Annotated in this window: 15 protein-coding genes and 1 pseudogene; 11 read left to right on the top strand and 5 right to left on the bottom strand. The window is 38.2% G+C overall.

What is annotated here, in order from left to right; translation table 11 throughout:
* Nucleotides 1-8 precede the first annotated feature (8 nt).
* The gene (locus TDE_RS01700; protein ID WP_002681326.1) at nt 9-605 is read right to left on the bottom strand and encodes a TetR/AcrR family transcriptional regulator; all 597 of its coding nucleotides are present in this window, start codon (nt 603-605) and stop codon (nt 9-11) included.
* A gap of 267 nt (nt 606-872) precedes the next feature.
* Here TDE_RS01700 and TDE_RS01695 point away from each other — a divergent pair, with 267 nt between their 5' ends.
* The 7 genes and pseudogenes from TDE_RS01695 (at nt 873) to TDE_RS01665 (ending at nt 11,523) form a co-directional block, all read left to right on the top strand.
* Complete coding sequence (locus TDE_RS01695; RefSeq protein WP_002681324.1) at nt 873-3,062, top strand: methyl-accepting chemotaxis protein; 2,190 nt, start codon at nt 873-875, stop codon at nt 3,060-3,062.
* A 152-nt stretch (nt 3,063-3,214) separates the two neighbouring features.
* A pseudogene (locus TDE_RS01690) lies at nt 3,215-5,368 on the top strand (cache domain-containing protein).
* 155 nt (nt 5,369-5,523) lie between these two features.
* Nucleotides 5,524-5,745 (top strand): AbrB/MazE/SpoVT family DNA-binding domain-containing protein, encoded by a 222-nt coding sequence (locus tag TDE_RS01685; RefSeq protein ID WP_002681321.1) that lies wholly within the window; start codon nt 5,524-5,526, stop codon nt 5,743-5,745.
* Entirely contained in the window at nt 5,735-6,865 is a 1,131-nt protein-coding gene (locus TDE_RS01680; RefSeq protein WP_002681320.1) for an alpha/beta fold hydrolase, read from the top strand. Before TDE_RS01685 ends, TDE_RS01680 begins: the two co-directional genes overlap by 11 nt.
* Before the next feature lie 42 nt (nt 6,866-6,907).
* Nucleotides 6,908-7,321, top strand: coding sequence for a DUF6608 family protein (locus TDE_RS01675; RefSeq protein WP_342606899.1), 414 nt, complete (start codon nt 6,908-6,910; stop codon nt 7,319-7,321).
* A gap of 58 nt (nt 7,322-7,379) precedes the next feature.
* Nucleotides 7,380-8,984 carry a murein biosynthesis integral membrane protein MurJ gene (gene murJ / locus TDE_RS01670; RefSeq protein ID WP_002681318.1) on the top strand — a complete coding sequence of 535 codons (1,605 nt, stop codon included), beginning with the start codon at nt 7,380-7,382 and terminating at the stop codon, nt 8,982-8,984.
* 1 nt (nt 8,985) lies between these two features.
* Entirely contained in the window at nt 8,986-11,523 is a 2,538-nt protein-coding gene (locus TDE_RS01665) for a ribonucleoside-diphosphate reductase subunit alpha (RefSeq protein ID WP_002681315.1), read from the top strand.
* 12 nt (nt 11,524-11,535) lie between these two features.
* On the opposite strand, the gene TDE_RS01660 is transcribed toward TDE_RS01665, so the two are convergent.
* From TDE_RS01660 to TDE_RS01650, 3 genes are all read right to left on the bottom strand, one after another.
* The gene (locus TDE_RS01660) at nt 11,536-12,423 is read right to left on the bottom strand and encodes a fructose bisphosphate aldolase (RefSeq protein ID WP_002681313.1); all 888 of its coding nucleotides are present in this window, start codon (nt 12,421-12,423) and stop codon (nt 11,536-11,538) included.
* A gap of 150 nt (nt 12,424-12,573) precedes the next feature.
* The gene (locus TDE_RS01655; RefSeq protein WP_002681311.1) at nt 12,574-13,191 is read right to left on the bottom strand and encodes a TetR/AcrR family transcriptional regulator; all 618 of its coding nucleotides are present in this window, start codon (nt 13,189-13,191) and stop codon (nt 12,574-12,576) included.
* A gap of 86 nt (nt 13,192-13,277) precedes the next feature.
* Nucleotides 13,278-13,745 carry a methyl-accepting chemotaxis protein gene (locus TDE_RS01650; protein ID WP_002681308.1) on the bottom strand — a complete coding sequence of 156 codons (468 nt, stop codon included), beginning with the start codon at nt 13,743-13,745 and terminating at the stop codon, nt 13,278-13,280.
* Nucleotides 13,746-14,004: 259 nt separating this feature from the next.
* On the opposite strand from TDE_RS01650, the gene nagB reads away from it, so the two are divergent.
* The 4 genes from nagB (at nt 14,005) to TDE_RS01630 (ending at nt 17,816) form a co-directional block, all read left to right on the top strand.
* Nucleotides 14,005-14,817 (top strand): glucosamine-6-phosphate deaminase, encoded by an 813-nt coding sequence (gene nagB, locus TDE_RS01645; RefSeq protein ID WP_002681305.1) that lies wholly within the window; start codon nt 14,005-14,007, stop codon nt 14,815-14,817.
* Nucleotides 14,801-15,919, top strand: a complete 1,119-nt coding sequence (locus tag TDE_RS01640) for an AI-2E family transporter (protein ID WP_002681303.1) — start codon at nt 14,801-14,803, stop codon at nt 15,917-15,919. The genes nagB and TDE_RS01640 overlap by 17 nt, the downstream gene beginning before the upstream one ends.
* Before the next feature lie 17 nt (nt 15,920-15,936).
* Nucleotides 15,937-16,992, top strand: coding sequence for a ribonucleotide-diphosphate reductase subunit beta (locus TDE_RS01635; RefSeq protein WP_002681302.1), 1,056 nt, complete (start codon nt 15,937-15,939; stop codon nt 16,990-16,992).
* 71 nt (nt 16,993-17,063) lie between these two features.
* Nucleotides 17,064-17,816 carry a hypothetical protein gene (locus TDE_RS01630; RefSeq protein WP_002681300.1) on the top strand — a complete coding sequence of 251 codons (753 nt, stop codon included), beginning with the start codon at nt 17,064-17,066 and terminating at the stop codon, nt 17,814-17,816.
* Between the two features lie 242 nt (nt 17,817-18,058).
* On the opposite strand, the gene TDE_RS01625 is transcribed toward TDE_RS01630, so the two are convergent.
* Nucleotides 18,059-19,414 carry an MATE family efflux transporter gene (locus tag TDE_RS01625; protein ID WP_002681298.1) on the bottom strand — a complete coding sequence of 452 codons (1,356 nt, stop codon included), beginning with the start codon at nt 19,412-19,414 and terminating at the stop codon, nt 18,059-18,061.
* Nucleotides 19,415-19,490: the final 76 nt, after the last annotated feature.

Raw genomic sequence — 19,490 nt, 5'->3', positions numbered from 1 at the left:
CTATACCGTTATTTTTCTATATACTTATTTACTATTCCGGATATAAATGTCAGCAGCATTTCATTAAAATACTCTTTATCAAATTGATAATAATGAGAACATAATAAAAAACTCCCGCTAAACGCATTCAATAAGCCTTTTTTATCTGCCCGCTTAATCGAACCGTTTTGCTCCCAATATTCTATGAGCTTCGTTAAAAAGTCATCATATAGACTTTCAATCCTATGAACTTCATTCCGATTTTTTGCTTCAAGTATTTTGAAGGCATCTTCATACACAGGCTGCTTTTGCATTTTTACCATAAGATCAACCGAGTATCGGTATATTATGTCGGTAAGAAATTTTGCCGGATCGGAGAGAGAATTCGAAAATTTTTTTTCAATATAATTTAATTTTTGGCTTGATCGGTATGCAATGAGTTCCATAATCAAGGCCTCTTTATCTTTCCAAAAATTATAAAAGCTTCCCTGCGCAATACCTGCCCGCTTCGTCAATTCAGCTATACTCAGCGCCTTCGTCCCCTTATCGTGAAATAGCTCCAGTGCCGCTTCCAATATCTTTTCTTTTATTTTGATTCTTTCTTGTTCGGTAAATGCTTTTGCCATCATCCGCTCCTCAGTCTTCACTTTATGTTGCAATGAATATTCTTTCTTTTATTCATTGCTAGTATAGCAAAATATTTATTTTATGTCAATGAATATTTTATAATTTATTCATAGATGTAATGTGGCGGCCCATATTCCTATGGCAAAGATTTTCTTTCCTCTTCTTGACTTAAACACAATATCAACCCGCTTTAAGAGGCTTGCTGAAAAATAAAAATCTTGATATAATTAATGTATTCTATATAATAGAAAAAAGGATTTGATAAAATGAAAGAAAAAGTTACATTACCCGCCACCCAAAAAACTAAGGACGGCGCTATTAGAAAAAAATCGACATCTATTACTGTACGCCTTTTACGGGCAATTACAATAACAATTATTTCAATCGTAGCCGTTATTTGTGCGGTTGTGGGCTTCCAACTATATAAAAAGAACATCGCCCAGTTCGATGAATTTACTGCACAGCAATTTTCCAATATTGAGAGGTCCATAAACCTTTTTATCCGGAACGGAAAAAATACCGTTACTATGCTTGCGGAAAACCCTACCGTAAAAAATGCCGACGAAACACTTTATAACTATACAGGAGAAAGAAAAGACATTGTGTATACGCATAACGGCAAAACGGAACAGGATATAACAGCACTCTTCGTTCGTATGGACAAAAACTATGAAGAGTTTAAAGAAATATATATGGGCACGCGCTGGGGAGGATTCGTAAGTTCGTTATCAGAGGAAGATGAACAAGGATTTGACCCGCGCACCAGACCTTGGTATAAGGCTGCAGCAGCCGCAAACGGAGAGGTCATAATAACCCCGGTATATATATCAACAATATCAACAGGCGGCAGCCCCGTCGTAGCATTGGCTCAGGCAATAAAAGATCCTGAGGGTGCTTTTTTAGGCTGTATAGGTCTTGACTTAAATCTTACGGATTTGGCTTCACGCGTCAGCAGCATCCGTATCGGCAAGACGGGCTATTGTATGCTTATGCAAAACGACGGATTAATTTTAGCCGACCCAAAACATGCAGACTCCAATCTAAAAATATTAAAAGAAACAGGTATTCCTGCCTTTAACGAAATAGACAAAATGAAAGAGGGTTCGGCTTTTATTATGCTTGACGGAAAAACATGGAAAGTATCGGTCTTTTCACTTCCCGAAGTTAATTGGAAAGTAGCTCTTTTTATCGAACAAAACGAAATACTTTCGCTTTTTTATACACTCTTAAAAAATATGATTCTTATCGGCCTTTTTATGTTTGTCCTGTATTTTACATTAGCCTTTATTTTTGCAGGTGCTCTTAAACGCTATTTTAAGCGGCTTGAAATCGTTTTCGGCAAAATTGCATCGGGTGACCTTACCGACAGGCTGGCAGTAAAAAAGAATAACGAAGTCGGACGTATTATGATGAACCTCAATACCGCAATCGAAAATAATCATACAATGATATGCCTTTTAAAAGATGAAGCCGATAAAATGAACTCTATCGGGTCTCAGCTGTCGAGCAGTATGGAAGAAACGGCAGCCGCAATTAAACAGATAGGAGAGAACGTCAAAGGCGTAAAAGAAAAAGCTATGTCGCAGGCTGCCGGCGTTACCGAAACCGTTGCAACTGTGGAGCAAATCAACGGACGGCTTAGCCGGCTCGTTTCAAGTATCGAAATGCAGACCGAAAGTATCAACGAATCTTCTGTGGTCATTACGCGCATGGCGGAAAACACCGTTAAAATAGCTAAAACGCTTGACCAAAATAATGAACTGATCAAAACAGTCTACGGACAAACCAAGGTCGGTAAAGACGGGGCAAGAACTGCAAATGAGATTGTAAAGCAAATCGCCGAAAAATCGGCCTCTCTTCTTGAAGCGAGCCAAATCATTCAAAATATTGCGAGTCAAACCAACCTTTTGGCAATGAATGCCGCAATAGAGGCAGCCCATGCAGGTGAATCCGGTAAGGGCTTTGCCGTTGTCGCTGACGAAATTAGAAAACTTGCTGAAGGTTCTAATTTGCAAGGAAAGCAAATTGCGGCTGTTATAAAAGAGACGACTGAAATTATCCATGACATTACCGAAGCCGGTTCTCGAGCGGAAAAGACCTTTATCGATGTATACAACTTGGTCAGCCAAATCTCCGAAAAAGAAGATTCTATTTTGGAAGTGATGCGAGAACAGGAAGAAAACGGAAAACATGTACTTGATGCCATTAAAAGAATAAATGACGTAACAAGCGAAATTGACTCAGCCTCCGCCGAAATGCTTGAAGGCGGCAATCAAATTGGGCAGGAAATGCAAAAGCTTGCCGAAATAACACTCGAAACCACCGATAGTATGAACGAAATAGCTTCAGGAGCCGATCAAATTACCATTGCAGTCAAAGAAGTAAGCGACATTACGCAGAAAAATAAAGCAAGTATTGAAAATTTATCCAATGAGGTTTCTAAATTTAAAGTATAAGGAGAATCATAAAAAACAGTGGACTAAATGCGCTAAAATAAGTATATTAAAAACGGCTGAAATGTAAATCTAAAAAACGTCGTAAATAAATATAAGGGAAACCTCGAAAAACTTTTCGTTTTTCGAGGTTTCCTATAACAAGGAGTCTTAAAATGACAAAGAACGGCGGTATTTTCTCTAAGGGAAATAATGAGAAAAATCAGATTGCGAAAACAGGTAAAAAGCGGTTTTCATTGCGAAAAAAACTGGTTTTAATTTTCGGTTTTTTAATTGCAGCAGCCCTTACAACTGCAGCTCTAATTACAATAGGAAATGCACGTAAAGCCGTGCTTGAAAAAGTGGAAGCACATCTAACCGATAAAGCGACCGACATAGCGGAAGTCATCGATGGAAGAATATCTTCCGTTGTTCAATTTATTGAAGGTTTGGCCCGCATGCCGTTTTTACGCGACAATTCGATGACTTTAACCGAAAAAGCAGAACTTCTTATAAAAGAAGCCGAACGCAACAAAAAGATAGACTATTTCGGCATCTGCGATATGCAAGGTAACCGATATGATGGAACCGGGCACCGTACGTCCGTAAGAGACAGAGAATGGTTTAAATCCGCATCGCAGGGCAAAAACTTTATTACCGAACCGGCAATTTCGAACATAACAAACAATATGCAAATCATCTTTGCAGTTCCGATCTATGATGACGATAATGCTATAATCGGTGTGCTTAATGCGGCAGTTCCGGCTAAGCTCCTCTCTGAGGAAATCGATGACATCGTAGTCGGGCAAACAGGTGAATGCTATATACTCGGTTTAAAGGGTACCGTTATAGCACACAAAAATTTTGATATGGTAACCAAGCAGAGGAATATTATTAAAGATAATAGCGATAAAAACTTTGCTTCTCTGGCGGCATTTTTGCAGCATGCCCTTGATACCGATAAGAGTGAGGTCGGCTACTATGATTATGACGATATTTAAAATATCGCTTCGTATGCAACGATCAAAATTACCGGATGGACGGTCATTATTAAAGCACCGGTTAACGAATTCATAAAAACGGTAGACGATTTAAGGATGAGTATAAGAATTTTAGGCATTATCATTTTGATTATTACACTTGCCGTTATATATGCCGTCGCACATTATATGCTCCATCCTATTCGAAAAACGGTTTCGGCGTTAAAAGATATTGCACAGGGAAAAGGAGACTTAACTGTTCGCCTTCCCATTAACGGAAATGATGAAATCACCGATTTGTCCGAATATTTCAATCAAACAATTGAAAAAATAGGCGCTGCAATCAAAAATGTCGGTAAAAATTCGGTTTCAATGGAAGCCATAGGAGAGGAACTTGCTTCCAATATGACTCAAACGGCGAGTGCTATAAATGAAATCAGTGCAAATATTGAAGGGGTTAAAAACCAAACCCTTACGCAGGCTGCAAGCGTAACAGAAACTGCAGCTACAATTGAACAAATTGTACGCACTATAAAACAGCTGAATAACAGTATAGAAAATCAGGCAGCAAGCGTAGCCCGGTCTACAGCTTCAATCGAAGAAATGGTTGCAAACATCGCATCCATTACTCAAACACTTGAAAAAACCTATGATGTCGTAAAAAATCTTGCATCGGCAACTGAAGACGGAAAAGAAACGATTATAACCTCAAACAGCGTAACACAGAAAATTGCAGAAGAGTCCGGCTCGCTCATGGAAGCTTCAAGCGTTATTCAGCATATTGCAAGCCAAACCAATTTGCTTGCAATGAATGCCGCTATTGAAGCTGCCCATGCAGGCGAAGCAGGCAAAGGTTTTGCTGTCGTCGCCGATGAAATCAGAAAGCTCGCTGAAGACTCGGCAACTCAAGGCAAGACAATAACGTCTACGCTTAAAACCCTATCAAGCGAAATAGAATCTCTTTCGGTTTCTTCTAAAACCGTCGAAGACAAATTCAGCACGATTTTTAATTTATCCGAACAAGTAAAATCAATGAGTGACCGCCTTACCGAAGCGATGCACGAACAGGAGAACGGCAGCAAAGAAGTACTCGGAGCAATTAAAAATATCAATACGGTAACGGTAGAAGTGCAAGCCGGTTCCGAAGAGATGCTGAAAGGCGGTGAAGGAGTCGCTGAAGAAATGCTGAAACTTGATAATTTAACCCGTATGATAACCGACAGTATGAACGAGATGGCAGCAGGTGCCGTTCAGATAAACAATGCAGTTCAGGAAGTAAATGCAATAACTCAAAAAAATAAGACGAGTATTGAAAATCTGGCTGCTGAAGTCGGCAAGTTTAAGGTCTGATGAAAAAAAATAGCATCTTTTTCCTATAAGATTATGGGCAGGGAATATCCAAAAATTGATTTCCGCGCCCCACTTGGGTACTTGCATTATAAGCCTCAATGTAGTATAATAAGTATGATTTTACATACTTATTATACTATTCTGGGAGGTATAAAATGCGAAGTAAAAAAGATGGAAAACTACATGCGTGGACTGCAAAAGTAGGTACTAAGGGACAAATTGTTATTCCAAAAGAAGCTAGAAAAATTTTTTCTATCGAAACGGGGGATGACCTCCTCATACTTGGAGATGAAAGAAGGGGGGTGGCGATTATGAAGGGTGATGCGGCAACAAAGATTTTGATGAGTATCCAAGGAGAATTGATAGATGAAAATTAAAATGCTGAAATTTATTGCTATCTTGTTTTGTGTTCTTATTGTTTTGGCTGTATTCTATGTACTCCGAAATTTAAACTACGATTATTCCGGGGAGAAGTTTGTAAAGAATCGCTCTTTGAGCTTAGGTCTGGAAGAAAAACAGTTTTATTTAAAGGATGGAAGCGTCATAAACTATGCAGAAGGTCCGGACAATGGGCCGGATATGGTATTATTGCATGGGCAAATGGTGGACTGGAAAGATTACCGCACGGTCTTGCCTGAACTGGTAAAAAAGTTTCACGTCTTTGCACTTGATTATTACGGACATGGAAAATCAAGCAAAAATCCCGATTTATACAATATTGAGCGAATCGGATCCGATATCGCCTTGTTTATACAAGAAAAGGTGGGCTCAAAAGCTATTATTTCGGGGCATTCATCCGGGGCATTGATTGTTGCTTATATTGCAGCAACATATCCGGAAAATGTAAAAGCAATTGTGCTGGAGGATGGACCGTTTTTTGCAACGGAAAAGGGACGTGCAGAAAATACATTCTCTTATAAAACGTTTCAAAATATCCACAACTATTTAACTGAAAAACCCAACATCACTTACTTTGAACACTACTTAAAGAATGACCCTATGCGTACATTGTTTAACATGGACGGAAAAGATAATTGGACTAAAATTGTGGCGGAACCTGCAATGAAACGATTTCGAAAGGATTTGACAAAAATACCGATTATATGGTACTATCCTCCGGAGTTGGGTGTGAATACCTTACTTCAACTGACAGCGAATTTACAAGATGGAACGGGGGATTATGATTTAAGGTTTGCGGATGCCTTCTATGATTTCAGTTTTTTTAACGGGATAAAACAGGAGGACATGTTGAAACAAATTAGTGTCCCAACTTGTATCCTTCATGTAAACCCACCAAAAAATACCACCCCTTCTTATTATACGGAAGAAGGGATGCTGATTTCTGCAATGGATGAAAAAGATGCAAAACATGTTAAAGAATTAATTCGCGGCAGCATTTTAGTTGAGGGATTTGATTCTATGCATAATATTCATGAAGATAAGCCAAAGGAATTTTTGAAAAAAGTAGCGGAATTTTTAGATAAGATAGAAAAATAAAATGACCGGTTCAGATGGATAAGTTGGAATTTATGGAGGTGAATTATAAAATCTATATGGAATAATTGGTTAAAACAGGCGGTTTTTCTTTACTCGGCACTATACACAGTTGCAACCATTTTTAATAGCGTGCTATACCTTTTGAATGGAACTTACGAAGACCCTAATGGAAATTGGCATGAATTGGACAGAGCAATCATTGTATTTATCATCACTCTTGCATACACATTGATTAAAAATTTAAAGCTGAAAAATTACTGGCTCAAGGCTGCCGTCGTATATGTTCCGACACTCTTGCTTGTGTTTGGATATATTTGGCTAACAGGACTTAGAGAACCTCTAGCGTCCTCAGCGTATAGAGATATATTCATAAATTATACGATAGGTTATGCAGCGGCCTCATTAGTCGGTTGGATCAAAACCCGTATCAGACCTAAAAAGACGGAAAACAAATAAAGAGAATATGTAAAGCTCTTGCATTATAAACGCTAAGCCTGTATAATCCTTGCTTGTTATGGGTAAGCTTGAAAATAAAAATAAATCTCTTGTAAAAAGCGGGTCAAAACTTTCTCTTTTGGTTTTAGGGTCAAGGATTTTAGGTCTTGTCCGCCAGATGACTATGTCTCATTTTTTGGGGACGGGGCCATTGGCGGATGCCTTTGCCACAGCCTTTATGCTTCCCAATCTTTTTAGAAGGCTCTTTGCCGAAAACAGCATAACCGTTGCCTTTATTCCGACCTTTAACGCCTATCTGCAAAAGCACAAAGATTCGCAAGAATCCGAAAAAACAAAAAAAGAAATAAACGAATTTTTAAATTCTATTTTTACTCTTGTAAGCTTTTCTACTGCCATTGTAGTTACATTGGGCATAATACTTTCTCCGTTGATAGTAAAACTTTTTTTTAAAAACATTGCAGACTATGATTCTACCGTTTTTTTAACGCGGATAATGTTTCCGTATTTATTTTTAATTTCGGTTGCCGCCTTTTTTCAAGGTATTTTAAACGGAGTAAAGATTTTTACCCCATCAGGCTTTACACCTATTTTATTCAACATATTCGTCATTTCTTTTACATACATTTTTGCAAAACCCTTTGGCGATCCTGCCGTCGCAATGTCATACGGTGTTGTTGCAGGAGGCCTTGTGCAGGCGGTTTTTCAGCTGCCCTTTGTTCTAAAGACGGGCTTTAGTTTTAAGCTCACAAGTCTTGCAAAAACTTTTTCAAACCCCGGAACAAAAAAAGTTCTTGCCCTTATCGGTCCGACCATAATAGGCATGGCAGCCTATCAGATAAACGATTTGGTTTCTACCTCGCTTGCAACTTCGGCAGGCCTTGGAATAGCCTCGAGCTTACAATATTCTTTACGCTTACAAGAACTTTTATTAGGTATCTTTGCCGTTTCGGTAGGCACCGTAATCCTCCCCGAAATGTCGGCCCTTGCCTTGCGCAAAGATTGGGAGGCCTTTCAAAAAGTACTCTTACAAGCTATAAAGGTGATAGCTTTAATTACAATACCCGCAACCTTTTTCTCTCTTTTGTCGGGAGAAAATTTAATCATTCTCATTTACAAGAGCAATAAATTCGATTCCGCTTCGGTAAAATTAACATTGGGAATTTTTAACTTTCATATAATCGGACTTTTTGCAATCGCCGTAAACAGGATTATAGCTCCTGCCTTTTATGCACAAAGCGATTCAAAGTCCCCGACAATCGCAGGAATAATCTGCTTTGCAGTTAATATCCTCCTAGCCTTAATTTTGGTAGGCCCCATGGGAGGAAACGGCATCGCTCTTGCTTTGACAATAGCTTCAGTTATAAACACAATCATTCTCTTAATATTTTTAAAAAAGAACAAGGCTCTGGATGTAAAGAACCTCATCTTCCCGGCTCTTTTATTTATTGCAAAAATATTCGTTTTTTCGATTACAGCCTCAATTCCCCTTTATTTTTTAAAGGATAAGATTTATTCTCCATTTGCTTCATTCGGAAAACTTATCGGACAAGGAGTTCCGCTTTTTATTTCTTTTATTATTTTTGCAGGGCTTGGTGCAGGCTTTTTACTTATAACTAAGGATAGAACAGCAAACATAATTTTAAACCGCTTAAAGGAAAAATAAAATGCAAATCATAAAACGAAACGGTGAAACTAAAAATTACGAACCTGAAAAAATTGAAGGAGCTATCCGCTCCGCTTTTAAAAGTGTGGAAAACTCTCCGCATACCGATTTAGATACAATCATTCCGCCCTTGGTAAAGGAAATAGAAGAAGACATCTTGGAGCTTACCAAAAACGGAAGCCTTGTTCAGGTCGAAACAATTCAGGACTTGGTAGAAAAAACTTTAATAGAACACAACTACTATGCGGAAGTAAAAAACTTTATACTCTACCGTGTCGGCCGCACAAAGAGGCGGGATTCCCGTCAAATGATAAGCCGCTTTTTTGATACTATAGAAATTCAGAGCGTCCTCACCGAGATTCAAAACGACTTTACTTCGGACGAGTACAGCCTTAACTTGCTTGCACATAAATTCCTTTCTTTTAGAAAAGAAAATATGAGCGAGACCGAATCCCTAGCTATGCTCATTAAGGCTTCCGTCGAACTTACCGCCCAAGATGCCCCGGACTGGGAATTTATTGCGGCTCGCCTTTTAATGCTTCAATTTAAATTAAAACTAAAAACCGAGCTTGAAAAAAGGCAGATTCATTCTTTTTATGAAAAAATCAAATACCTTGAAAACGAAGGTCTTTACGGAACATATATTTGTGAGGCCTATAGCCGTGATGAGTTGGAAGAGGCGGCTTCATTTATAAATGAAGAAAGAAATAAGCTTTTTACCTACAGCGCCCTCGACCTTCTTTTACGCCGCTATGTTATTCATACTCATTCAAACATTGTACTTGAATCGCCTCAGGAAATGTTTTTAGGGATTGCCCTTCACTTGGCAATGAAAGAAAAATTGAAACGCCTTGAATGGGTAAGGCGTTTTTATGATATGACAAGTACCTTAAAGGTTACGATGGCGACCCCCACTCTTTCAAATGCCCGAAAACCATACCATCAGCTTTCTTCATGTTTTATAGACACGGTTCCCGATTCTCTTGACGGTATTTACCGCAGCATAGATAACTTTGCCAAGGTTTCCAAATTCGGAGGAGGCATGGGGCTCTACTTTGGGAAGGTCAGAGCAGTGGGTTCGCCCATACGCGGGTTTATGGGAGCGGCAGGCGGAATTATCCGCTGGATAAAACTTGCAAACGATACGGCTGTTGCCGTTGACCAACTTGGAGTAAGGCAGGGCTCGGTCGCCGTCTACCTCGATGTTTGGCACAAGGACATCCCCGAATTTTTACAGCTCCGCACCAATAACGGTGATGACAGAATGAAGGCCCACGATGTTTTTCCGGCAGTCTGCTATCCCGATCTTTTTTGGAAAACCGTCCGCGATGATATAAATTCTTCTTGGCACCTAATGTGCCCCCATGAAATCTTAAAAACCAAGGGCTATGCCCTCGAAGATTTTTACGGAGAAGAATGGGAAAAAAGGTATAAAGACTGCGTTGCCGATTCCCGCATCAACAAAAGAGAAATTCCTATAAAAGAGTTGGTGCGTTTAATCTTAAAATCGGCCGTCGAAACCGGTACCCCCTTTGCTTTTAACCGCGACCATGCAAACAAAACAAATACTAACCCCCACAAGGGAATGATTTACTGCTCAAACCTATGCACAGAAATTTCTCAAAATATGAGCGGGATAAAACATAAGAATATCGAAATAAAAACTGAAGACGGAGATACTGTCGTTGCTACAACTACTATCCCCGGAGATTTTGTAGTATGTAACCTCGCCTCCCTTGTTCTCGGAAACATAGATGTAAACGATGAACAAGAAATTGACACAATAGTTTCTTCGGCAGTGCGTGCCTTGGACAATGTTATAGACCTAAATTTTTATCCTATTCCCTATGCACAAATTACCAATAGCCGATACAGGTCAATCGGATTGGGAGCTTCGGGCTATCATCATGCCCTTGCAAAAAACGGCATTGCATGGGAAAGCGAAGAACACCTTAACTTTGCAGATAAAGTTTTTGAAAGAATAAATTATGCAGCAATAAAAGCTTCTTCACAGATTGCAAAAGAAAAAGGCTCCTATTCTTACTTTGAAGGAAGTGATTGGCAAACAGGGGAGTATTTTAAAAAACGGAATTATGTTGACGAAAACTGGAAGGCTCTCACAGAGGAAGTAAAATCAAACGGAATGAGGAATGCCTATCTTTTGGCTGTCGCACCCACAAGCTCAACCTCGATTATAGCAGGTACAACTGCCGGTGTAGACCCGATTATGAATAAGTATTTTTTAGAAGAGAAAAAAGGTTCTTTAATGCCTAGGGTTGCACCCTCTCTTTCACCGGAAACCTATTGGCTTTATAAAAATGCCCACCACATTGAACAAGGCTGGAGTATAAGAGCTGCAGGCTTACGGCAACGCCATATCGACCAAGCTCAATCCGTAAACCTTTACATTACAAACGAATTTACCTTCAGCAAGGTGCTTTCGCTCTATGTAAAGGCTTGGGAAGAAGGCCTTAAGTCAATCTATTATGTGCGAAGCCGCTCCCTCGAAGTCGAGGAATGCGAAAGCTGCAGCTCTTAGAAAAGATAAGAACTATGTTATTGAAGCTTCGTAAACGCCCTTGATTGTTTTTTCCAAGGTTGCATTAAACTCGGCATCGCTTTGACTTGCAAAAAGACCTTCGGCGAGAGCTCGGGAGAAACTTGCAATCATGCCTCTGTTTTTAGCCAAGAGTTTGTTTGCATCATCTCTGGAATAACCGCCTGATAAGGCAACAACTCTAACTACCTGAGGATGTTTTGTAAATTCCTCATAAAGGTTTTCTTTTGTCGGAATTGAAAGTTTAAACATTACAAGCAAGTCTTTCGGCAAGGTTTTAAGGTGTTCTTCCAATTCTTTTTTGAGGATTTCTTCACACTTGGCCTTGTCGGGAGATTTAATATCTACTTCAGGTTCAATAATAGGAACAAGACCGGCCTTTGCAATTTGAATACCTAATTCAAACTGCTGATCTACGACAGCCTTTATTCCTTTAGGATTTGCTTCTTTTATAACGGAGCGCATCTTTGTTCCAAAAATGTGTTTTTCTACGGCGTGCTTTAACATAGCGTCCAAATTGGGTATCGGCTTCATAAGCTGAACACCGTCCTTTAAGTCGGCAAGCCCCTTATCGACCTTTAAAAAGGGAAGAATCTTCTTTTTTTCCCATAAGAAGTCGGCTGTGGGCATTCCTTCAATTTCCCTTTCCATCGTTTGTTCAAATAAAATTGCACCCAAAATATTATTGGAATTAAAAGCCTTTCCGGTGATTATTCTTGTACGCATAGCATGAACAAGATCAAACATTTCTTTTTCATTGGAATATGCCGTTTCGGGAACTCCATAAGCTGCCAAAGCCTTAGGCGTACTTCCGCCGCTTTGATCCAATGCCGCAATAAAACCCTTGTCATTTTTCATTCTTTCAAGTTTTACTTTATCCATAATTTACCTCTCTAAAAATATTTACCGCAAGAAACCCTGCATACTTTTTTATTATAACATATAAACTTTACTTCACTCAAGGGCTTGATTTAATAAAAAACCGTTCAAAATATTGGAAGTCCATATATTTTGAACGGTTTTAACTTATCTTTATATCAGCTTTAAAAGCCCATCCCATCCCGAATTAAAGAAAACGGCGATTTCTTCTACATATCCCATAGCCTGTTCTCTTGGCATATCATGTACGACGGTTTCAAATACTGCGGTAAAATAGGCACTTGTAATCATGTGATGAAGTTCAAGGCTGATGCTCCCTTTGATTTTTCCCTTTTCCCGCAAGAGCCGGTAATATGTTTCGGTGCGTGCCACATCAAGTTCCACCAGATCATGGATATAGTTTGCGTATTTCGTGCCTTCCGCTCCGCAAAGCACCAGCTTAAATTCGTCAAAACGGTCATATACGTAGTTTACAAAGTGCCGTAAATATTCTGTCGATAAATCTCGGCTTTCTGATGTCCGTTCTTGGGGAATTAACTCAAAGTGCGCCTCTTGGGCTGCCTTAAATTGCTCGACCAAGCCGTCTGCCGCTTCGGAAACAAGGGCTTCAAACAAAGCTGCCTTATCCGCGTAATACCGAAAAATTGCACCGGTCGTTAAGCCTGCTTTCTTTGCAATCGTGCGGACAGAGGCTGCGTTATAGCCTTTTTCCAAAAACTCCCGCTTAGCCGTATCCAAAATCAATTGTTTGGTATCTTCACTTTTGCTCATAAACGAACCGCCTTCCACTAAAAAATAGCAACGTTATTTTATTTAGTATACATAATTTCTTTTTGGCTGTCAAGGATTCGTTTTTTTTAATTCTCCATTGTTTCAGTGACGCTTTCTGTCTGTGCAAGAGTCTGTATCCGATTGATTGTGCTCGCTGTTTCAGTAATGTTGGAAGCAAGCTCGTTACCCATTTGCTGCATCATGGCGATGTTTGTATCAAATAGCTGTACAGAACCACCTATTTTGAGGATGGTGCTATTAAAATGAGTAGAAAGATAAGATAGTTCTTTTTTCCTTTTTATCGGCCTTACTATTGTAAGAGATAGTACAATAGTAATAAGGATTGACATTACAACCATCAAAACCCATAAAACTCTCATAGTATTTTTTAATGCCTGTATGCTGCCTGTTAATTCATGGATGGGCGCTTTTGCAATATAGAAAGTTGCACCTCCCATTGTAAAACCTGCAATCAGAATCAATGTACCGAAAATAACAAGTTTATTCAAAATAGAAAAACGAGTCTTATTTCGGTATTTTTTTAAGTCTACCATAAATAGGTCTCCAGTATAATTTAGAGTATTTTGATTACAATTTATAAATTAGGATACTTACAAAATATCCGGTTAAGATATGATTGTGCAAAAATATCATATTTTCGAATTTTTTTCAAGCGGTTAAGATAAAAAAATAAAATTTTATCACTAATACATGATTGCCCACATAGGTAAGAATTTATCCTCATTTATTTACTAATTTTAAGTTTTTTTGTATTATTTAGGTCTTAGATTTTTAATCTAAGAGGGAGACTCTATGAGACTTATCATAAAAAACAGTTATGAAGATTGTTCAAAATGGACTGCCGATTATATCTGCAATAAAATTATCGAATTTAAACCTACAAAAGAAAAGCCCTTTGTTTTAGGACTTCCGACGGGTTCTACTCCCTTAGGGGTTTATAAGGAACTTATAAAAAAGCATAAAGAAGGTATTCTATCCTTTAAGCATGTAGTTACCTTTAATATGGATGAATATGTAGGCTTGGAAGCGTCTCATCCTCAAAGCTATCATTATTTTATGATGGATAATTTTTTTAATCACATCGACATTGAGCCTAAAAACATTCACATCTTGGATGGAATGGCCAAAGATAAAAAAAAGGAATGCGAGGACTATGAAAAAGCTATCCGCTCTTACGGAAAAATTCATTTATTTTTAGGCGGAATAGGGGCAGACGGGCACATAGCTTTTAATGAGCCCTATTCTTCATTAACCTCCCGCACAAGAGAAAAAACCTTAACGCGGGATACCATCATAATGAATTCACGCTTTTTTGAGGGAAATGAAGACCTTGTTCCAAAGACAGCCTTGACTGTAGGCATCGGCACTATTATGGATGCCGAAGAAGTTCTTATAATGGCAACCGGACATGCTAAGGCTGAGGCTGTTCATCAAGCAGTAGAGGGGGGGGTAAGCCATGTTTGGACTGTAAGTGCTTTACAACTTCATCCTAAATCCATTATAATCTGTGATGATGCTGCAACAGATGAACTTAAAGTAAAAACCGTAAAATACTTTTTGGATATAGAAAAAGGAAATATAGAAACTAATGTATCAAGAAAATAAACACAGGCTTCAAACTATTTCGTTCTTCGTATTACTTGCAGGAATGTTGATTCTTGTGGGTAAATTATTTTTGCCCTACGCAAGCGTTTTATTATGGTCGGCAGTAATTTATGTTTTGGTAAGGCCCTTATATAATAAGATACTATCCAGGATGAATAAAGAGAAAAAGACTTTCCCGATAAAAAAAAGATTGCTTGCAGGCAGTTTTGCAATAATAACGGTTCTAGTTGTTGCCGGTGTTTTGTTTTTTGTTGTGATAAAAATATTCGGGCAAGGGAAAATCCTTGTTCAAAATATTCAGAGCTTTTTAGAAAACATAAATAATTCTGAATCGGGCTTTTCAAAAACCGATATAGCCGCAATTGTAAACCGCTTATCTATGGGGACGGTGGATATTTCCAATCTTGATTTGCAAAAAGAATTTTTAAACCTTTTATCTTCTTCTTCTGATAAAATATTGCGGTATGCAACAAGCCTTGTAAAAAATGCCGGTTCGTTTTTTTTGTCTCTTGTTTTCTTTGCCTTTGCCCTTTACTTTTTTTATGTAGACGGAGCCTATCTTTTCAGTTTATTAAAACATGCCATTCCTATAGATAATGAAACATCAGACAAACTTTTTTCTAAAATAGGCGAAATTACAACCAATCTTTTTAAGGGACTTTTTTTGGTTTCGTTTTACCAATGCCTTGCATCTTTTATAGTTTATCTTATATTCGGTGTGCAAAGCGCTCTCTTGCTTGCAATTCTAACCTTTTTTAGCACATTTTTACCCATTGTCGGCTGCGGTCTAATTTGGTTTCCTGTAGGTGTCGGACTATGCTTTACGGACGGGCTTGTAAAGGGCCTTATCTTTTTGGTTGTTGCAGGTTCGATAATCAGTTTTATGGATAACTTTCTACGCCCATTCTTCTTAAAAGACAGAATAAAGATACATCCTCTTTTAATCTTTTTTTCAATGCTGGGCGGAGTCAGTATGTTTTCATTTGACGGCATTATTTTGGGGCCGATGATTGTAATCTTGTTCTTTACCATTTTAGATATGGCCTTGGATATAGAAGAAAAAAAAGAAAATGATGAAGACAATTTTGAGCATTTAATATAAGGAGTTGGGAGAAATTTATGATAACGGAAAAAACTATTTTGCCTCATAAGGCCTTGTTTAATGAAAACGGAGATATAGAAACTCATAAACGTAAGATGATTGGCGGAAACACCACTAACCTAAACGATTTTAACAATATGAAGTATTCTTGGGCAAGCGATTGGTACCGTCAGGCTATGAATAATTTTTGGATACCCGAAGAAATAAATATGACTACCGACGTACAGGACTACCGAAAATTATCTATTCCCGAAAAAACGGCCTACGATAAAATTCTTTCTTTTTTAATTTTTTTGGACAGTATTCAAACTGCAAATCTTCCCAATGTCGGCCAGTATGTAACGGCTAACGAGGTAAACTTATGCCTTACCATTCAAGCCTTTCAAGAAGCAGTTCACTCGCAAAGCTACAGTTATATGCTAGACACAATTTGTTCTCCCGAAGAAAGAACTGAAATCTTATACCAATGGAAAGATGATGAACATCTTTTACGCAGAAATAAATTTATCGGCGATTTATACAACGAATTTCAAAGCGACAAGAGTGCTCTTGCCTTTTTAAAGGTCTGCGTTGCAAACTATATCTTGGAAGGCATCTATTTTTATTCAGGTTTTATGTTCTTTTATAATTTGGGGAGAAACAATAAGATGCCCGGTTCTGTTCAGGAAATCCGTTATATCAATCGAGATGAAAATACGCATCTATGGCTTTTCCGCTCGATGATACAGGAACTTCAAAAAGAAGAGCCGCAGCTATTTACTCCGCAAAATGTCGAACTTTTTAGAGCCATGATAAAGGAAGGCTGTGAACAGGAAATAGCTTGGGGCGATTATGTTATAGGAAACGATATTCCCGGGCTTAACAGCCAGATGATTACGGACTATATTCAATATTTAGGGAACCTCAGATGCGAAAACCTCGGCTTTGCACCCATTTATGACGGGCACAGGGAAGAACCTCAATCTATGAGCTGGGCCAGCCAGTACAGCAATGCGAACCTGATTAAGACCGACTTCTTTGAAGCCAAGTCCACCGCCTATGCAAAATCATCGGCGATGGTAGATGACTTATAAATTAAAATAAGGTTTGAACCTTTTACTCTTTTGCGGCGATATTAGTATGAGGTTTTTTTATGGAGGAAAAAATGTTTTTTGTTTCACTTATTACTGTTATTATTACAGTATCTACTTTTGCGCTTGTTGCCCGTATCCTTATTGCATATTGGATTTACAAGGATTCGCAAGAAAGAGATGACGAACCACTGATTTGGGTTTTAATTGTATTTTTTCTATCGGCTGTGCTTGGGCTTGTTCTTTATCTTGTAGCGGCACGAAAAAGCAAGAGGATAAAATGCACCTCATGCGGATTTATTCAAGCTGCCGGAATACCGTTTTGCGGCAGCTGCGGTAAACAGATGCCTCATCTTTCGGATGCTGTAAATAAAAGAAATAAAGCAAATCTATGGCCTCTTATTGCTGCCGCCGTTTTAACTCTTTTGAATTTGATCTTTTCGATTATCTTATCTATTTATATTTTTAAATCGGCCATAAACGATGAAATCAAAAATTTCTTTCCTAATACAAATATAGCCATTATGCAGACCCAAACTAATTTTAATAATCTATGGAAGGCTAAATTTAAATATAAAACTTCCGAGAATATCACTACCTTTACAATAAAGGAAGGTAAAGATTTAAAATGTTTATGGAATATAGATTCAGGTAATATTTCGGTAGAAATAAGTTTTGGTGATAAGTTAATCACATCTTTTGATAATAATAAAGACGGAAATATATTAAATACTGAAATTGATATGTCTGCTTACACTGATAAAAAAATTAAACTCAAAATAAAATGCAGCAAAGCATCCGGTTCTTTTGAATTTAATGCGCGCTAGATTGATATTAAAAATATAATTTAATAACGGTAAAAGCTTCTCCCGCTTGCAAAATATAAATCTCACAAGACAGCCGAAATCAACAACCCCGACGCAAGCATCGGGGTACAGAGCTCAATGTTTCGCACTGTATGTTCTCATAAGGTGGTTGCAGTCGGCTTTAATACCCTTCGTTACGACGCAAGCGTCGGGGTATTAAACCCTCCGCACGAATAAAGGCAGCCTTGTGAGATGGAAACAACTTATGCACTCAATGGTTTATCTTTAGGGCTTAAATCTTTTTTAAAAAGTTTAATCACTATAAATGCAGATAAAACCGTAACCAGTGTATCTATTATCGGGGTTGAAATCCAAACTCCCCGTGTTCCAAAAAATACGGGGAGAATTAATACGGCCGGAATATAAAGTAAAAATTGGCGGGCAATTACCAGTATGCCTGCATATTTCGCTTTACCCAAAGCTTGAAAGAGGGTTAAATTGATAATCATAATTGCCGACAAAGGAAATAAAGACATAGCAAGCATTGCATTCGTTCTTCCTAAAGATATAAGCTCCTTATTTTTCAAAAAGAGACCCAAAACCTGTTCAGGTATAATTAAAAATACCAGCCAAAATATCAGTGATAAAAATAATCCGAAACCGTAAAAAAGAAATGTTCCTTTTTTTACCCTTTCAAATTTTTGTGCTCCGAAATTGGTTCCTGCAAAGGGCTGATAGCCCTGACTTATTCCCCAAAGAGGAATAAAGGATAACATCATATATCTAAAAAAAGCACCCATCAAAATTACCTGATCTTCTCCGCCGTATCTTTTTAATGTAGAATACATAACTGCCTGCTGTAAAAGAGCAAAAACTTGCATCAACATTGCAGAAAAGCCGATTGAAAGGGTTTCTTTTACGATACTTTTTTGAAGCTTAAAGTGTTTGAATTTAACGTTTTTACTGAAGAATGCGAAGTAACAAAAATTACAAATTGCAAGAACCACTTGAGATATTACGGTTGCTATAGCGGTGCCTTCAAGTCCCTTTTTTAAAACAATTACAAAGACCGCATCCAAAATAATATTTAGTACGGCACTTATACCCATCAAAAGCATGGCAAGCCCCATTCGGCCTTCTCCTCTCATAACCATGTTGGCTGCTTGACCGAAGTTTACAAAGACTGAACCGATATATACAATCCGCAGATAGCTTACTCCCAATCGGAGCATTTCTCCTTCGGCTCCTATAAGAATCAAAAGTTGAGGCGCAAAAATTAATCCGATTGTCATAGTTCCCAATGAAAAAAGAAGCGTCAACAAAAGGACGTTTCCCATAATGGAATCAACGGTTTCTTGGTCGCTTCTTCCTACCGCCCGCGAAAGAACCGAAGCGGATCCTATACCTACTAAAACGGCAATGCCGTTATTTATCAGTGTAAATGTATAGGCTAAACTGACTGCTCCTAAAGCTACGCTGCTTACATATCTTCCTACGAATATTGCATCCACAAAGCTGTATAAGCTGATTACAAACATTCCGATAATGCCCGGAATGCTGAGCTCAAGCATCAACTTGAACATATTACCTGAAATCAAATGTTCTCTTTTATCCGTCATAAGAACCTCCATAACTGACGAAGTCGTCAGTTATATTATATAAAAAGAGAAAATAAAGTCAATAGCGGCTAACTAA

Source organism: Treponema denticola ATCC 35405 (genome assembly GCF_000008185.1).
Lineage (GTDB): Bacteria > Spirochaetota > Spirochaetia > Treponematales > Treponemataceae > Treponema_B > Treponema_B denticola.
The sequence above is the reverse complement of the archived record's forward strand: the minus strand, read 5'-3'. Positions and strand labels throughout refer to the sequence as shown.

What these genes read in the sequence shown, in the direction of transcription:
- TDE_RS01700 (WP_002681326.1), bottom strand. Translation starts at nt 605, where the DNA reads ATGGCAAAAGCATTTACCGAACAAGAAAGAATCAAAATAAAAGAAAAG.
- TDE_RS01695 (WP_002681324.1), top strand. Translation starts at nt 873, where the DNA reads ATGAAAGAAAAAGTTACATTACCCGCCACCCAAAAAACTAAGGACGGC.
- TDE_RS01685 (WP_002681321.1), top strand. Translation starts at nt 5,524, where the DNA reads ATGCGAAGTAAAAAAGATGGAAAACTACATGCGTGGACTGCAAAAGTA.
- TDE_RS01680 (WP_002681320.1), top strand. Translation starts at nt 5,735, where the DNA reads ATGAAAATTAAAATGCTGAAATTTATTGCTATCTTGTTTTGTGTTCTT.
- murJ (WP_002681318.1), top strand. Translation starts at nt 7,380, where the DNA reads ATGGGTAAGCTTGAAAATAAAAATAAATCTCTTGTAAAAAGCGGGTCA.
- TDE_RS01665 (WP_002681315.1), top strand. Translation starts at nt 8,986, where the DNA reads ATGCAAATCATAAAACGAAACGGTGAAACTAAAAATTACGAACCTGAA.
- TDE_RS01660 (WP_002681313.1), bottom strand. Translation starts at nt 12,423, where the DNA reads ATGGATAAAGTAAAACTTGAAAGAATGAAAAATGACAAGGGTTTTATT.
- TDE_RS01655 (WP_002681311.1), bottom strand. Translation starts at nt 13,191, where the DNA reads ATGAGCAAAAGTGAAGATACCAAACAATTGATTTTGGATACGGCTAAG.
- TDE_RS01650 (WP_002681308.1), bottom strand. Translation starts at nt 13,745, where the DNA reads ATGGTAGACTTAAAAAAATACCGAAATAAGACTCGTTTTTCTATTTTG.
- nagB (WP_002681305.1), top strand. Translation starts at nt 14,005, where the DNA reads ATGAGACTTATCATAAAAAACAGTTATGAAGATTGTTCAAAATGGACT.
- TDE_RS01640 (WP_002681303.1), top strand. Translation starts at nt 14,801, where the DNA reads ATGTATCAAGAAAATAAACACAGGCTTCAAACTATTTCGTTCTTCGTA.
- TDE_RS01635 (WP_002681302.1), top strand. Translation starts at nt 15,937, where the DNA reads ATGATAACGGAAAAAACTATTTTGCCTCATAAGGCCTTGTTTAATGAA.
- TDE_RS01630 (WP_002681300.1), top strand. Translation starts at nt 17,064, where the DNA reads ATGTTTTTTGTTTCACTTATTACTGTTATTATTACAGTATCTACTTTT.
- TDE_RS01625 (WP_002681298.1), bottom strand. Translation starts at nt 19,414, where the DNA reads ATGACGGATAAAAGAGAACATTTGATTTCAGGTAATATGTTCAAGTTG.